This is a genomic window from Kitasatospora azatica KCTC 9699, assembly GCF_000744785.1.
GTDB lineage: Bacteria > Actinomycetota > Actinomycetes > Streptomycetales > Streptomycetaceae > Kitasatospora > Kitasatospora azatica.
Genome location: NZ_JQMO01000002.1, coordinates 486,792 through 501,818, shown reverse-complemented (window position 1 = coordinate 501,818; position 15,027 = coordinate 486,792). Strand labels below are relative to the sequence as shown.

At 70.7% G+C, this 15,027-nt stretch carries 13 protein-coding genes; 9 read left to right on the top strand and 4 right to left on the bottom strand.

All coding sequences use genetic code 11. The annotated features are described in order from the left end of the window. Positions 1-10 precede the first annotated feature (10 nt). Positions 11-835 carry a hypothetical protein gene (locus tag BR98_RS02750; RefSeq protein WP_035839666.1) on the top strand — a complete coding sequence of 275 codons (825 nt, stop codon included), beginning with the start codon at positions 11-13 and terminating at the stop codon, positions 833-835. Here BR98_RS02750 and BR98_RS02745 read toward each other — a convergent pair. Then, positions 823-1,830, bottom strand: coding sequence for a LacI family DNA-binding transcriptional regulator (locus tag BR98_RS02745; RefSeq protein WP_035839664.1), 1,008 nt, complete (start codon positions 1,828-1,830; stop codon positions 823-825). The two genes, BR98_RS02750 and BR98_RS02745, sit on opposite strands and share 13 nt — an antisense overlap. A 269-nt stretch (positions 1,831-2,099) precedes the next feature. Here BR98_RS02745 and BR98_RS02740 point away from each other — a divergent pair, with 269 nt between their 5' ends. The 4 genes from BR98_RS02740 (at position 2,100) to BR98_RS02725 (ending at position 7,315) form a co-directional block, all read left to right on the top strand. Then, complete coding sequence (locus tag BR98_RS02740) at positions 2,100-3,020, top strand: carbohydrate ABC transporter permease (protein ID WP_035839661.1); 921 nt, start codon at positions 2,100-2,102, stop codon at positions 3,018-3,020. Positions 3,021-3,023: 3 nt separating this feature from the next. Then, positions 3,024-3,956 (top strand): carbohydrate ABC transporter permease, encoded by a 933-nt coding sequence (locus tag BR98_RS02735; RefSeq protein ID WP_035839659.1) that lies wholly within the window; start codon positions 3,024-3,026, stop codon positions 3,954-3,956. Positions 3,957-4,182: 226 nt separating this feature from the next. After that, positions 4,183-5,526, top strand: a complete 1,344-nt coding sequence (locus tag BR98_RS02730; RefSeq protein ID WP_035839657.1) for an ABC transporter substrate-binding protein — start codon at positions 4,183-4,185, stop codon at positions 5,524-5,526. 37 nt (positions 5,527-5,563) lie between these two features. Then, positions 5,564-7,315, top strand: coding sequence for a glycoside hydrolase family 35 protein (locus BR98_RS02725; protein WP_035839654.1), 1,752 nt, complete (start codon positions 5,564-5,566; stop codon positions 7,313-7,315). Between the two features lie 360 nt (positions 7,316-7,675). Here the strand turns inward: BR98_RS02725 and BR98_RS38920 are convergent, their stop codons facing one another. The 3 genes from BR98_RS38920 to BR98_RS02715 all read right to left on the bottom strand — a co-directional run bounded on the left by BR98_RS38920 (position 7,676) and on the right by BR98_RS02715 (position 10,818). Continuing rightward, positions 7,676-7,996, bottom strand: coding sequence for a hypothetical protein (locus tag BR98_RS38920; RefSeq protein ID WP_157537333.1), 321 nt, complete (start codon positions 7,994-7,996; stop codon positions 7,676-7,678). 123 nt (positions 7,997-8,119) lie between these two features. Beyond that, a complete protein-coding gene (locus BR98_RS02720) occupies positions 8,120-10,117 on the bottom strand; it encodes a beta-galactosidase trimerization domain-containing protein (RefSeq protein WP_035839652.1) in 1,998 nt (665 codons plus the stop codon). 44 nt (positions 10,118-10,161) lie between these two features. Beyond that, entirely contained in the window at positions 10,162-10,818 is a 657-nt protein-coding gene (locus BR98_RS02715) for an SDR family NAD(P)-dependent oxidoreductase (protein ID WP_035839649.1), read from the bottom strand. 191 nt (positions 10,819-11,009) lie between these two features. On the opposite strand from BR98_RS02715, the gene BR98_RS02710 reads away from it, so the two are divergent. From BR98_RS02710 to BR98_RS02695, 4 genes are read left to right on the top strand one after another with little or no spacing between them, the layout of a single operon-like run. After that, entirely contained in the window at positions 11,010-11,753 is a 744-nt protein-coding gene (locus tag BR98_RS02710) for a FadR/GntR family transcriptional regulator (RefSeq protein WP_083975901.1), read from the top strand. A 6-nt stretch (positions 11,754-11,759) separates the two neighbouring features. Further along, positions 11,760-12,623 (top strand): amidohydrolase family protein, encoded by an 864-nt coding sequence (locus tag BR98_RS02705; RefSeq protein ID WP_035839646.1) that lies wholly within the window; start codon positions 11,760-11,762, stop codon positions 12,621-12,623. After that, a complete protein-coding gene (gene larA, locus BR98_RS02700; protein ID WP_035839643.1) occupies positions 12,620-13,909 on the top strand; it encodes a nickel-dependent lactate racemase in 1,290 nt (429 codons plus the stop codon). Before BR98_RS02705 ends, larA begins: the two co-directional genes overlap by 4 nt. Beyond that, positions 13,906-15,027 (top strand): glycerate kinase, encoded by a 1,122-nt coding sequence (locus BR98_RS02695; RefSeq protein WP_035839640.1) that lies wholly within the window; start codon positions 13,906-13,908, stop codon positions 15,025-15,027. The genes larA and BR98_RS02695 overlap by 4 nt, the downstream gene beginning before the upstream one ends.

The window sequence follows — 15,027 nt, the reverse complement described above, 5'->3', positions numbered from 1 at the left end:
ACCGCAGGTCATGACGATCGGATACGGATTACTGGGGGTCTACCGTGCGGTAGCTGTGAAGGTCATGTCACCACGCCCCGCCAAGGCCGGCATCCGGTCGGACGCGTCCCGGGTGCGCGGCTCGAGGCTGATCAAAATCGCACTGACGGACTACTCGCGGTGCCACAATCGGCCCATGTCACAAGAGATGACGACTTCTCAGGGCGGCTCGATCAAGGTCAGAGCCGACAACAGCGTCTACAAGGGTCCGCTGATCGGGGGAGCGCCGCTGATCGTGATTGGGACGCTGCGCATCGGGTTCCGGGTGGCCGCGGGGCGCGGCACTTCGGTCGGGGCGGGCTGGGCGGGCCTGGTCGTGAGCATCCTCGCGGTGGTCGTTCCCCTGGTGTGGTTCGCCGGGGGCCTTGCGATGCGCCGGGCGAAAGCCGGGATCGTCCTGGACGACGGTGTGCTGAGTGTCCGCGACCGGTGGGGACGGCTCGTGCTGCAGACGCTGGAGTCCGATGTCACGGGCCTGCACAAGGTGCGGATACCCGTTGACGGCAACCACAAGGACCGCGTGGTGATCACCTCGCTGGAGGACACGCCCCTGGTCCTCGACCCCCGCCTGTGGGAGCAGGAGTCGCTGCAGCGGTTGTTCGACCAGCTGACCGCCCCACCGGCGCAGGCACCCGTCAGGGAGCGGGGAAGTTTGAGCTGGTCCGCGTTCCGGACCCTGTTCCCCGGTGCCAAGGTGCCGTGGCGTCAGGTGCACTACGGGTGGTTCACCAGTTTCGTGGTGATCCTGGGCATCGCCTACGTCTCCTTCTTCGTGAACCTGTCCTACTTCGTCTGAGCAGGGCCGGGGACCGGCGGGCCGGCGCTGCTGGCCCGCACGACAAGGCGGGTCGGAACGAGAGTGGTGCCGTGCTCGGCCGTCTGGTTGCGGATCTGGTGCAGGACCCCTTCGACGCACAGCCGGCCGACCTCGCCGAAATCCTGGTGGACGGTGGTCAGCGGAGGGATGAAGGAGGAGGCTTCCGCGATGTCGTCGAAGCCCACCACGCTGACCTCCTGCGGAACGCGCTTGCCGCTCTCGTGGAGCGCGCGCAGCAGGCCCAGGGCCATCTGGTCGTTGGCGGCGAAGACGGCCGTGCAGTCGGGTTCGCCCGCAAGCAGGAGGCCGGCCCGGTAGCCGGATTCGGCGGACCAGTCGCCGCGTACGACCGGCGGCGCGGTCCGGTCGGCCTGCCCGAGGACCGCCCGCCAGGCGTCCGCTCGGCGTTGGGCCGCGAACGAGCCCTCCGGTCCGGCGAGGTGCCAGACGGTGTCGTGGCCGAGGTCGATGAGGTGCTGGACGGCGGCGCGCGCGCCCTCGCTCTGGTCGGTGTCGACCACGCTGTAGCGGTCGCCCGCGTCGGAGTCGGCGACGACGACCTGGATGTGCGGGGGCAGTGAGATGGTGGCCGTGTCGAGGAGGTGGACCTCCATGATCGCGATGATGCCGTCCACGGCGAGTTCACTGAGCCTGCTGAACGCCCCGTGCACGCCCGTCTGGGTCGGGACGGCCACCGGCATGAGCGTGATGGCGTAGCCCTCCTTGGCGGCCGACTCGGTGATCGCCTCGAGGGTTCGGACGTTGCCCGTCGTCGAGAGCGTGAACAGGATGACACCGAGGGTGCGGAATTCTCCGGCCTTCAGGGCGCGGGCCGCGCTGTTGGGCCGGTAGCCCAGTTCCTTCATGGCGGCGAGCACGCGCTGGCGGGTCTCCTCGACCACGCCCTTGCTGCCGTTCGACACGCGGGAGACGGTCTGCGAGGAGACTCCGGCCAGACTGGCGACATCGGCCATCGACGCACCGCGCTGCCGCCGGCGCTCGCTCGTGGCGGCGTCCGCCGCTTCTGTGGCGGCCGGCAAAGTCTTTGCCCTGCTCACGTGTTGCCTTCCTGCTCGGGTCCACAGCTGCGCCGGGTGGACCGGACGTTTCCTCTTGACGCTGTCGGGCGGCGGTGTCAACATCACGCTAATCCAATGTTTACGTAAACGTCCACCGTCTGCCCGCGGTGATGTTTACGTAAACATCGACGCGCGCAACCACCATCCTCCACCTCGGGACGGTCATGACGATCAACTCACCAGCCGCCGCAGCGGGTCGCGGAACCCCACCGCGCGGGCGGGGCCGGCGCGGCCTGGCCGGCTGGGGCTTCACCGGGCCGTTCCTGGCGGTGTTCGCCCTGGTCTTCCTGGCACCCATCGGCTACTCGATCTACCTCAGCCTGTTCCAGGACCGCCTGATCGGCGGCAACTCCTTCGTCGGCCTCGACCACTATCAACAGGCCTTCCAGGACCCCAAGTTCTGGTCCGGCTTGGCGCGGGTGGCGCTCTTCCTGGCCGTCCAGGTCCCGATCATGCTCGGCATCGCCCTGCTGGCCGCCCTGGCACTGGACAGCGGACGGCTGTACGGGAAGGGCTTCTTCCGGGTCACCGTCTTCCTGCCCTACGCGGTGCCGGCGGTCGTCGCCACGCTCATGTGGGAGTTCCTCTACGGATCGCGCTTCGGTCTGGTCGGGGACATCAACCGGGCGTTCGGCATCACGCTGCCCGACCCGCTGTCACCGCACCTCGTGCTCGCAGGCATCGCCAACATCGTGACCTGGGAGTTCGTCGGCTACAACATGCTCATCTTCTACTCGGCGCTGCGAGTCGTCCCGCACTCGCTCTACGAGGCGGCCGCGATCGACGGCGCCGGCCAGTGGCGGGTCATCACGGCGATCAAACTCCCCGCCATCCGCGGGGCCCTGGTCATCGCGACCATCTTCTCGATCATCGGCAGCTTCCAGCTCTTCAACGAGCCCGCCATCCTCAAGATTCCGGCGCCCAACGCGATCACGACGTACTACACGCCGAACTACTACACCTACACGCTGTCCTTCTCGGGCCACCAGCAGAACTACGCCGCCACCGTGGCGATCATCATGGGCGTCATCACCATGATCATCGCGTACGCCTTCCAACTGCGCGGCATGCGAAAGGAGGCGTGACCGATGCCCACCGCAACGGACGCCCAGGCCCGGCCCCGCACTCACCGCGCCGGCACCGTCCCGCGGACGCGCCGGCGAGTCCACTCGGTCGACCGCCCCCGCCGGAGCGCCTGGGTCACCCTCCTCGCGGGCGTGGTGATGCTCTACACCCTGGTGCCGCTGGCCTGGCTGGTGATCAGCGCGACGAAGACCCAGAAGGACCTGCTGGGATCGCCGGGCATCTGGTTCAGCGGCCACTTCGCCCTGTGGGACAACATCCGGCAGACGCTCACCTACCACGACGGCATCTTCGGTCGCTGGTTGCTCAACACCCTGCTCTACGTGGTGCTCGGCGCCGGTGGCGCCACCTGCCTGGCCGTGCTCGGCGGCTACGGGCTGGCGAAGTTCGACTTCCGCGGCAAGCGGACCGTGTTCGCCCTCGTCGTCGGCGCGGTGGCCGTGCCCACGACCGCGCTGGCCGTCCCCACCTTCCTGATGTTCAGCAAGATGGGGCTGACCAACACGCCCTGGGCCGTGATCATCCCCTCGCTGGTCTCCCCGTTCGGGCTCTATCTGATGTGGGTCTTCGCCTCCGAGGCGGTCCCCACCGAGTTGCTGGAGGCGGCGCGCGTCGACGGGTCGGGCGAGCTGCGCACCTTCGTCCGGATCAGCCTCCCGCTGCTCGCCCCCGGGATCGTCACCGTGCTGCTGTTCACCGTGGTCGCGACCTGGAACAACTACTTCCTCCCGCTGATCATGATCAAGGATCCGAACTGGTACCCGCTCACGCTCGGCCTCAACGCCTGGAACGACCAGGCGGCCACCGCGGGCGGACAGCCCGTGTTCAACCTGGTGATCACCGGGTCCCTGCTCACCATCCTCCCCCTGGTCGCGGCGTTCCTCCTGCTCCAGCGGTACTGGCAGTCCGGCCTGGCCGCAGGAAGCGTCAAGGAGTGACCCGGCTCCCTGGGGCCTGTCTGACAATTCCCGCCGGGTCCGGCCCGCCCGGCACGCACTCTCGCCGCACGGCCGAAACGCCCAAGTAGCTCCGCTACGAGGGCGTCCCTGCCGCACGCCGAGAGCACGCACCGAACGACCCGGCCTGATCCGACGCGAATTGTCAGACAGGCCCCGGACCCCCGCCCGCCTGCTCCAACCCACCCGCGATATCGGAGTGACTGAGATGAGAACCAAGACAGTTCGCCACCCGCTGGGCGGCCTCGCCCTGGTGTGCGCCGCCGCGCTCGCCCTCACCGCCTGCAGCAGCAGCTCCACCGCCGGCTCCGGTTCCGGCCCGGTGTCCGCCTCGAGCCTCGACGCGGCCCTCGACAAGGGCGGCACGATCACGGTGTGGGCGTGGGAGCCCACCCTCAAGCAGGTCGTCACCGACTTCGAGGCCAAGTACCCCAAGGTGCACGTCAATCTGGTCAACGCGGGCACCGGCGACAAGCAGTACACCGCCCTGCAGAACGCGATCCAGGCCGGCAACGGTGCCCCCGACGTCGCCCAGGTCGAGTACTACGCGCTGGGTCAGTTCGCGCTCGGCAAGTCGCTGCAGGACCTCTCCAAGTACGGAGCGTCCGACCTCTCCAAGCAGTACTCGCCCGGACCGTGGAACTCCGTCAGCATCAACGGCGGCGTCTACGCACTGCCGATGGACTCCGGGCCGATGGCGCTCTTCTACAACAAGAAGGTCTTCGACCAGTACCAGCTCAAGGTGCCCACCACCTGGGACGAGTACGTCGACGACGCCGCCAAGCTGCACGCCGCCAACCCGAACGCCTACATCACCAACGACGCCGGTGACGCCGGCTTCACCACCACCATGATCTGGCAGGCCGGGGGCCGTCCCTACAAGGTGAACGGCACCAAGGTCTCCGTCGACTTCACCGACGCGGGGAGCGCGAAGTTCGCCGGCACCTGGCAGAAGCTGCTCTCCGACCACCTGGTGGCGCCCGTCACCTCCTGGAGCGACCAGTGGTACAAGGGCCTGGGCGACGGCACCATCGCCACCCTCGCGATCGGCGCCTGGATGCCCGCCAACCTCGTCTCCGGCGTCCCCTCGGCCTCGGGTGACTGGCGCGTCGCCCCGCTGCCGCAGTGGCAGCAGGGTCAGACCGCCAGCGCCGAGAACGGCGGAAGCTCACTCGCCGTCATGAAGTCCAGCGCCCAGCAGGACCTCGCCTACGCCTTCCTGAAGTTCGCGAACGCCGGGGACGGGGTGCAGGACCGGATCAAGGGCGGCGCCTTCCCCGCCACCACGGCCGACCTCGACTCCCAGGCCTTCCTGGACACCGCCTTCCCGTACTTCGGCGGACAGCAGGCCAACAAGATCTTCTCGGACTCGGCCAAGAACGTGGCGACCGGCTGGCAGTACCTGCCGTACCAGGTCTACGCCAACTCGATCTTCAACGACACGGTCGGCAAGGCGTACGTCTCCTCCACCACGCTCACCTCCGGCCTGAAGGCCTGGCAGGACGCATCCGTCAAGTACGGCACCGACCAGGGCTTCAGCACCGGCCGGTAACCGCACTCCAGAAACGACTTACGGAGCACCCCGCACCATGCCCGTCCTGCAGATCCAAGGCGACGACTTCATTCTCGACGGCGAGCCGTTCCGGATCATCTCCGGCGGCCTGCACTACTTCCGCATCCACCCCGACCACTGGGCCGACCGCCTGCGCAAGGCCCGCCTGATGGGCCTCAACACGGTCGAGACCTACGTCCCGTGGAACCTCCACCAGCCCCGGCCCGACACCTTCCGCCTCGACGCGGAGCTCGACCTCCCGGCGTTCCTCGACCTCGCCGCAGCCGAAGGGCTCCACGTCCTGCTGCGTCCCGGGCCGTACATCTGCGCCGAGTGGGAAGGCGGCGGCCTGCCGTCCTGGCTGCTGACCGACCCCGACATCCGGCTGCGCAGCCAGGACCCGAAGTACCTCACCGCCGTGGACAGCTACTTCGGCCGGCTGCTCCCCCCGCTGCTGGACCGGCTGGCCACCCGCGGCGGCCCCGTCCTCGCGGTGCAGGTGGAGAACGAGTACGGCGCCTACGACGGCGACGCCGCCCATCTCGCCCACCTCGCCGCCCTCCTGCGCCGACTCGGCGTCGACGTACCCCTCTTCACCTGCGACCAGCCCGCCGACCTCGACCGTGGAGCACTCCCCGGCACGCTCGCCACCGCCAACTTCGGCAGCCAGTCCGCGCGTGGGCTCGCTGCCCTGCGCGCCCACCAGCCCACTGGCCCGCTGATGTGCAGCGAGTTCTGGAACGGCTGGTTCGACCGCTGGGGATCCCGCCATGTGGTGCGCGATCCCGCCGAGGCCGCACAGGAGTTGGACGACCTGCTGTCGACGGGTGCCTCGGTCAACCTGTACATGTTCCACGGCGGCACCAGCTTCGGCTTCACCAACGGCGCCAACGACAAGCACACCTACCGACCCACCGTCAGCTCCTACGACTACGACGCCCCGCTCGACGAGAGCGGCGACCCCACCGAGAAGTACCGGGCCTTCCGCGAGGTCATCGCCAAGTACGCCCCCGTGCCGCCCCAGCCGACACCCGGGTGCGGCACGAAGCTCGCCGTGCCCGGCATCGCCCTGACCGAGAGCGCTCCGCTGTTCGACAACCTGCCCCTTCCGGACGCCCCGGTGTCCTCGGAGCAGCCGCTCACGATGGAGGAGCTCGGCCAGGACTTCGGGTTCGTCCTCTACGAGACCGTCCTGCCCACCGCGGGCCCCGCCCTGCTGGAGGTCGAGGAGGTCCGCGACCGAGCCCAGGTCTTCATCGACGGCCAGCCCGTGGGCGTCCTGGAGCGCGAGAACCACGAGCACGCCATCGCGCTCACCGTCCCCCGCCCGGGCAGCGTCCTGCGCCTGCTGGTGGAGAACCAGGGCCGGGTCAACTACGGACCCGGCATCCACGACCGCAAGGGGCTCCTCGGCAAGGTCCACCTCAACGGCAGCGAACTCACCGGCTGGACCAACCAGTCGCTTCCCCTCACCTCACTCAGCGGCCTCGCCTTCACCGGCGGCGCCGAACCCGTCGTCGGCCCGGCCTTCCACCGCGGCACCTTCGTGGTCGACGCACCGGCCGACACCTTCGTCCACCTGCCGGGCTGGACCAAGGGCAACGTCTGGGTCAACGGCTTCCACCTCGGCCGCTTCTGGTCCCGCGGCCCCCAGCGCTCGCTCTACCTGCCCGGCCCCGTCCTGCGCCCGGGGTCCAACGAGATCACCGTGCTGGAACTGCACGCCGCCCGGCTGACCCGCACCGTCGACCTGCGCGCGACATCCGACCTCGGCCCCGTCGAGGACTGATACCGGTACCGCCCGGCAGCGGAACCTCTCCTGACGCACTGACAGCGGGCGACCCGGCAACCACGGGGTGTCCGTCGGGCCACCACCCGGCGGGCACCCCCTTCGTATGAGACCACCGAGGGGCACGACAAGGTCCCGGGCTCTGGCCTATTGCCCGGGGCGGGGTAGCACTGTACTTTCCCTGCAGTGTGATACATCCGATGAATTGCGTGTAAAAAGACGCGCCTGGGCCTCCTGGTTCGCGGACACGATCGGCAGCCAAGGATTCATCGGGTCACCTCCCCACCTGTGGACAGTGTCATGGCGAGCGGGCCGTCACCGTCCTCATGACGGCCGGGTCCGCGTCCGCCGGTGTCCTGGTCATTCCCCAAGGAGCATCAATGTCGCTGTTTCGTCGCAACCGGCATCGACCTCGCCGACGGCACCCAGAACTCCACGATCACCGGCAGCTTCATCCACGACGGCGGCCCCATCTACACCAACGGAGGCCAGGGCAACGGTGACGGTTCGACCACGTCGGTGTTCGCGGGCAACTTCACCGATGTCGTCAACAACACCAATAACCAGCTGTACCAGGACGAGGGCAGTTCGTACTGGAACACCTACAACAACGTCGCCCGCGGCGGCAGCGGCGCCTGGATCGGCATGTGGACGCCGACCATCCACGACATCGACATCCATGACAACTACGCCGACACCACGTACTACCTCAACAAGGGCACGAACATCACCTTCAACCAGGCCTCGACGGCACCTCCAAGGGCCTGGTCGACACCAGCGCCACCACCCGTCAGGCCCAGGCGGTCAGTCGTGCTCGACCACGAGCATCGCGTGCCCCTCCAGGACGGTCACCCGCACGTGCAGGTACTGGCCGTCGTGCTCCCAGGAGAGCTCCTCGCCCGCAGGCTCCAGCCGGACCGAACGCGGTGCGGTGTCGAGCCGCAGCGAGACGGGGACGTCGACCAGCGGGAACGGGTCGTGCACCAGGTCCAGGGTCGGGGTCTCCCGGGCCGGGACGAAGCTGATCAGGTGCACCACGGTGCCCGTGGCGGTGCGCACCACGGAGGTCTCCAGGTGCAGCGGCCCGCCGGCCCGCAGCAGCGGGGCCGGCAGCAGCCGGTCCAGTGCGGCGCCGAGCAGCTGACGGTAGGCCTCCAGGCCGTGCTCGTGGAACGCCTCCAGCAGCGGCACGGTGATCACGGCCACCGAGTCGCCGACCGCGACGGCCACCTCGTCGGTCAGGTCGGCGGGCGGGGTGTAGGAGTGCCCGCAGAACCGGTCCCAGCTGCGCGGGAAGTACGGCGCCACCACCCGGGCCAGGACCTCGGCGCCCGGGAGGGCCCGGGCGGTCAGCCGGGAGCCGTAGCTGATCACGGGGAAGTCCTCCGGGACCCCGGCCACGCCGGTGCAGGCGAGGAAGGACTCGCCCGCGGGCGCCGGGGCCAGCTCCTGGACCGGGAGGTCGGGCAGGGCCGGCTCGGTGCCGCCCCGCAGCAGGGCCGGTCCGATCAGCAGCACGGCTCCGCCGGCCTCCCGGTAGCGCTGCAGGTGCTCGGCGAGGGCGTCGTCCACCGTGACCGCCTCCGGTACCACGACGACCCGGTACGGGGACAGCTCCGAGGTGGGCGGGACCACGTCGAACTGCACCCGCAGCTGCTGCAGTGCCCGCACCGCGCCGATGTTGCTCGCGCCGGGGTTGTCGCCGAGCGCCGGGTCGGCGATCACCGCGACCTCGCTGACGATCCGGCCGCCGTCGACGAACGGCTCGCACTTCGCGATGTGCCCGTACACGGACCCGATGAGCTCGTACACCGCCGGGGACGGCGCACCGCGCGGGTGCAGCACGTCGCCCACGCCTCGGGTCAGACCCTGGCTCAGCATCTGGGCGCACTCGTAGAGCAGCGCGGCGCGCGGCTTGAGCGCGGCGTTGTCCCCCCAGCTCTCGTGGAACCGCCCGGTGTGACTGAGCGTCGGCAGCCCCAGCGGGCGGACGAAGCGGGCCACGTAGGGCAGGAACGCGTAGCCCCAGCCGCCGGTGGGCAGCCCCTCGATCTCGACGTGGCGCACGTACTGCCGCTCCTCGGACAGCCCCGTCTTGGGACGGCTGTTGTACCAGACGCCCTGGACGGCGTCCGGTGGCAGCGCCTTCTCCACCATCGCGGAGTAGCGGGCCATGTAGCGCCGGGCCACCAGGGTGGCGTAGCGGTTCCGATGGTCGGCGTCGGCGGGGTCCAGGCCCTCGCGGCGCATGCCGTCGATCGCCCAGCGGCTCGCGCTCGGCTGGTCCCAGCACATGTCGATGAAGATGCCGTCGACGGGGGAGAAGCGGCGCAGCACCTCGTCCAACTGGTCGGCGAAGTAGTCGGCGTAGGGGCTGGACAGGTCCATCGTGTGCCAGGCCGGGTCGAAGGCCGAGGCGGACCAGCGGGCGAGCTTGAGGTCCTCGCCGACCGCGATCCACTCGGGGTGCTCCCGGGCGGCGTACTCGTCGACCTGCAGGGACAGGTAGATGGGTGCGCGGATGCCCACGGAGTGCAGGGCGTCGATCTGCTCGGCCAGCAGGTCGAGGTCCGGGGCCAGGCCGGGGTGGCGCTCCGGCCGGGCGGTGTCGTAGTAGAGGCGGCCGTGGTGGCACTTGGCGAAGACGGTCACGCTGTCCACGTGGGCGTCGCGGAAGGTCTGCGCGAAGGCGGTCGGGTCGAAGTCCTCGCCGACCCCGGGGATCTGCGGGCCGGTGTGGAAGTCCAGGTGTACGGTGCGCCGGGGGAAGCGGGACGGGTGCGGCGGATTGTGCTGCGGCATGGGTTCACCTCGCGAGCAGGGTGGGCGTCGGGGGACGGGTGGTGTCAGGTACCGGGGCGGGGCTGAGGTCCGCTCGTCCCGCCGTTGACGGCGAGCTCGGTACCGGTGGTGGCAGCGGAGAGCGGGCTGGCCAGGTAGGCGATGGCGGCGGCCACTTCCTCGGGGGTGACCAGGGCGTCGGGGTTGACGCAGGTGACCCGGACGCCGTCGTCGACCAGGTCGGCGGCCGTGGCGCGGGTCATCGACAGCACGGTCTCGGAGGCCAGGGACAGGACGGGGGCCGGACCCGTGGTGGCTGCGGTCCAGCAGGCGTTGACGATCGCCGGGGCGCTCGAGCGGCGCAGGTACGGCAGTGCCGCCCGGGTCGTCCTGGCCACTCCCAGGACGTTGATCTCCAGCGCTCGGTGCCACTCGTGGTCCGGGAGGTCCTCGACGCCCGGCACGCCGATGCCGGCGCTGTTGACGAGGATGTCGATGCCGCCCAGCAGCTCGGCGGCCCAGGCCAGGCCCGCGCGGACGGAGTGCTCGTCGGCGATGTCGACGTAGGCCCTGACGAGCGGTTCCGGGACGTCCCGCGGGTCCAGGTCCAGGCAGGCGACCCGGGCGCCGCTGTCGGCCAGCAGTCGGGCGGTGGCGAGCCCGATGCCGGTGGCCCCTCCGGTGACGACCGCAGTCAGGCCGGCGAACTCGGGCTCGCCCATGACCAGTTCTCTTCGCCGCTGATACATAGGATGGATCTAACTAGGCATCAGCGTCCGGAGTCTAGGTGGTACTACGAATGGTTTTCAAAGACACCGTTTGTCAGGGCATTTCGGTGATTCATCGTGATGCAATGCCGTCGCGATTCATCCTATGTCTTCTCAGACATCGGATCACCTGTTAAGTTGGCGCCGTGTCACTGACCGACCGGGCCATCACCCGCATCCGCCAGCTGATCCGGGACGGTGAGCTGGTGCCTGGATCCAAGCTGCCCCCCGAACACCAGCTCGCCGCTTCGCTGGGGCTCTCCCGGAACCTGATGCGCGAGGCGGTCAAGGCGCTGGTCGTGGCGCGGGTGCTGGAGATCCGGCGCGGTGACGGCACCTACGTGACCAGCCTGGAGCCGGCCCTGCTGCTGGAGGGCCTCGGCGGCGCGGTGGAACTGCTGCAGGGCGACACCGTCCTCGAGCTGATGGAGGCGCGCCGACTCTTCGAGCCGGTGGCCACGGCTCTGGCCGCGACCCGGATCACCGATGAGGAGCTCGCCGAGGTCTCCGGCCACCTGTCGGCCATGCGGGAGGCGCGCGACGACGTCGAGCTGCTGAACCAGCACGACGCCGCCTTTCACCGGGCGGTGATCCGCGCCACCCACAACGAGACCTTGGCCACGCTGCTGGAGCACATCTCGGGGCGCACCCTGCGTGCCCGGGTCTGGCGCGGCCTGGTCGACGCCGACACGGCCGACCGGACGATCACCGAGCACGAGGCGATCCACCAGGCGCTGGTCGCCCGGGACGCCGCTCTCGCCCAGGCCGCCGCGCTGATGCACGTCAACACCACCGAGCGCTGGCTGCGCGAGCACCTGCCCGAGCGGGGGCACCGCAGTCCCGCCGGCCCGTCCGAACCCGCGGAGCCGGCTCCGTCGACCGAGGAGTGATCGCGCGTGAGAATTGACGCGCACCACCATGTCTGGGACCTGGCCAGACGCCCGCAGCCGTGGCTCGACGCGCCGGAGTTGGCGGCCATCCGGCGCGGCTTCGGACTGGCCGAGCTGGCACCCGTCGCCCAGGCGGCGGACATCCAGCGCACGGTGCTGGTGCAAGTGCTGCCCGACCTGACGGAGACCCGGGAGTTCCTCGCGCTGGCCGCCGCCGAAGACCTGGTCGCGGGTGTCGTCGGCTGGCTGGACCTCACCGCGCCGGACGTCGCCGACACCCTCGCCGAGCTGCGGCAGGGGCCGGGCGGCGAGTTGCTGGTCGGCATGCGGCACCTGGTGCAGGGCGAGGCCGACCCGGCCTGGCTGGCCCGCCCCGACGTGCGGCGCGGGCTGGGCGAGGTCGGCGCGGCCGGTCTCTGCTACGACCTGCTCACCCTGCCGCACCAACTCCCCGCCGCCATCGAGACCGTGCGGGCGCTGCCGGAGGTGCCGTTCGTGCTGGACCACCTCTCGAAGCCGCCGATCGCCGGCGGCGAGCTGGAGCCCTGGGCCGCTCTGCTGCGTGAGCTGGCCCGCGAGCCCAACGTCTCCTGCAAGCTCTCCGGCATGGTGACGGAAGCCGATCCGCAGGGTTGGACCGTGGCCGACCTGCGACCGTACGCCGAGGCCGCGCTGGACGCCTTCGGGCCCGAGCGCCTGATGTTCGGCTCCGACTGGCCGGTCTGCCTGCTGGCCGCCTCCTATGAACAAGTGGTGGATGCAGTGGATGAGTTGACCGAGGACCTGGAACCGAACGAGCGCGCGTTGATCTTCGGCGGCACGGCTGCCCGGGTCTACGGACTCTCCGCAGCGGGGGAGAAGCCGGCATGAAGATCCGCCTCGCCTACGGTGAGACCGGGCTCGACATCGATCTCGATCCCGCCGTCACCACCGTGGTGGAACCGCTCCACCACGCCGGCGCCGCCGACGAAATGGCCGTGCTCCGGGCGGCGCTGCGCCACCCGGTCGCCGGGCCGCCGCTGCGCGAGCGGGTCCGGCCGGGGCAGACCGTGGCCATCTCGGCCTGCGACGGCACCCGGCCGCAGCCGCGCCACCTGATGATCCCGGCCGTCCTCGCCGAGCTGGAGGGGATCGTCCGGGACGAGGACGTGGTGATCCTGGTCGCCACCGGCACCCACCGCGGGAACGACCCGCAGGAGCTGCGCCGGATGTTCGGCGACGAGGTGGTCGACCGGATCCGGATCGTCAACCACGACGCCCGCGACGCCGCACAGCTCACCTGGCTGGGCCGCTTCGGCGACGACGTGCCGGTCTGGCTCAACAGCCAGTGGGTCGACGCCGACGTCAAGATCACCACCGGATTCGTCGAGCCGCACTTCTTCGCCGGCTTCTCCGGCGGCCCCAAGCTGGTGGCTCCGGGCCTGGCGGGGCTGGACACCGTGCTCGTCCTGCACGACGCCAAGCGGATCGGCGACTCGCGGGCGACCTGGGGCGTCATCCACGGCAACCCCGTCCACGACGACGTCCGCGCCATCGCCGCGGGCACCGGCGTCACCTTCTCCCTGGACGTGGTGCTCAACCGCGAGCAGCGCATCGTCGAGGCCTTCGGCGGCGATCTGCTGCCCATGCACGCGGCCGCCACAGCGGCTGCCCGGCGGATCGCCATGCGCCCGGTCGAGCGCCGCTTCGAGGTGGTGATCACCACCAACGCCGGCCACCCGCTGGACCAGAACCTCTACCAGTCGGTCAAGGGCATGTCGGCCGCCCACACGGTGGTCCGGCCCGGCGGGCTGATCATCTGCGCGGCCGAGTGCCGCGACGGGTTCCCCGACCACGGCTCGTACCGCGAGGTGCTCGCCTCGGCGCCCTCCCCCCAGGCCCTGCTGGCCGACATCAGCGCGCGGCCGCGCACCGTGCCCGACCAGTGGCAGGTGCAGGTCCAGGCCCGGATCCAGTCCTCCTGCCGAGTGGTGATGCACACCTCCCACCTCAGCGACGCCGACCTGGCCACCGCGCACCTCGAGCAGACCGCCGACATCTCGGCCACCGTGGCCGAGGCGCTCGCCGCCGCCGGTCCGCAGGCCCGGGTCTGCGTCCTGCCGGAAGGGCCCATGACCATCCCGTACCTGCGGCAGGACCAGGACACCCTGATATGACGCACGCTCAGATCCTGCTCTGCCTGGACAAGTTCCGCGGCTCCGCCACGGCCGTGGAGGCCTGCCGCTGGCTGGCCGAGGGCATCCGGCAGGCCGCACCCGACCTGCGGGTCCGGGAGGCGCCGGTCGCCGACGGCGGCGAGGGGACGGTGGCGGCGTTCCTCGCGGCCGGGTACCACGCCGTGCCGGTCCGGGTGAGCGGCCCGACCGGTGAGCCGGTCACCGCACAACTGGCCGTGCGTGGCGACCGCGCCGTCGTCGAGCTGGCCCAGGCCTCCGGACTGCACCTGCTGCCGGCGGACCGGCGCGCACCGCTGACCGCGTCCACCCGTGGTACCGGCGAACTGCTGGCCGCCGCGATGGACCTGGACTGCCGGGAGATCGTCCTCGCGGTCGGCGGCAGCGCCACCACCGACGGCGGGGCCGGCCTGCTGCAGGCGCTCGGCGCCCGCATCCTGGACGCCCGGGGCGCCGAACTCCCGCCCGGCGGTGCGGCCCTGGCCGAAGCGGAGACCGTCGACCTGACCGGCCTCGACCCCCGACTCCGCGACACCCGGCTCGTCCTGGCCTCCGACGTCGACAACCCGATGCTCGGACCGGACGGCGCGGCCATCGTCTTCGGACCCCAGAAGGGGGCCGACGCCGAGCAGGTCGCGCTGCTGGAAGCAGCGCTCAGCCGGTACGCCCGGGCCATGGCGAAGGAGCTGGGCCTCGACCTGTCCGACCGACCGGGAGCCGGAGCCGCGGGCGGGGCCGGGTTCGCCGCCCTGGTCCTGGGCGCGCGCCGGGAACCGGGCGTCGAGGTCCTGCTGGCCGAACTCGGCCTGGACGCCGCGCTGGCCGGGGCGAGCCTCGTCGTCGTGGGCGAAGGCTGCCTGGACGCCCAGAGCCTGCGCGGCAAGGCGCCGATCGGTGTCGCCGACCGGGCTCGCCGCGCGGGGGTGCCGGTCGCCGCCGTCGCCGGGCGCCTGGAGGTCCCGCTGGCCGAGCTGGCCGCCCACGGCATCGTCGCCGCACACTCCCTCGCCGAACGGGCCGGGAGCCCCGCGACCGCGATGGCCGAGACCCGACGCCTGCTCCAGGAGACCGGCGCCGAGCTCGCCCGCCGGCTTCCCTGA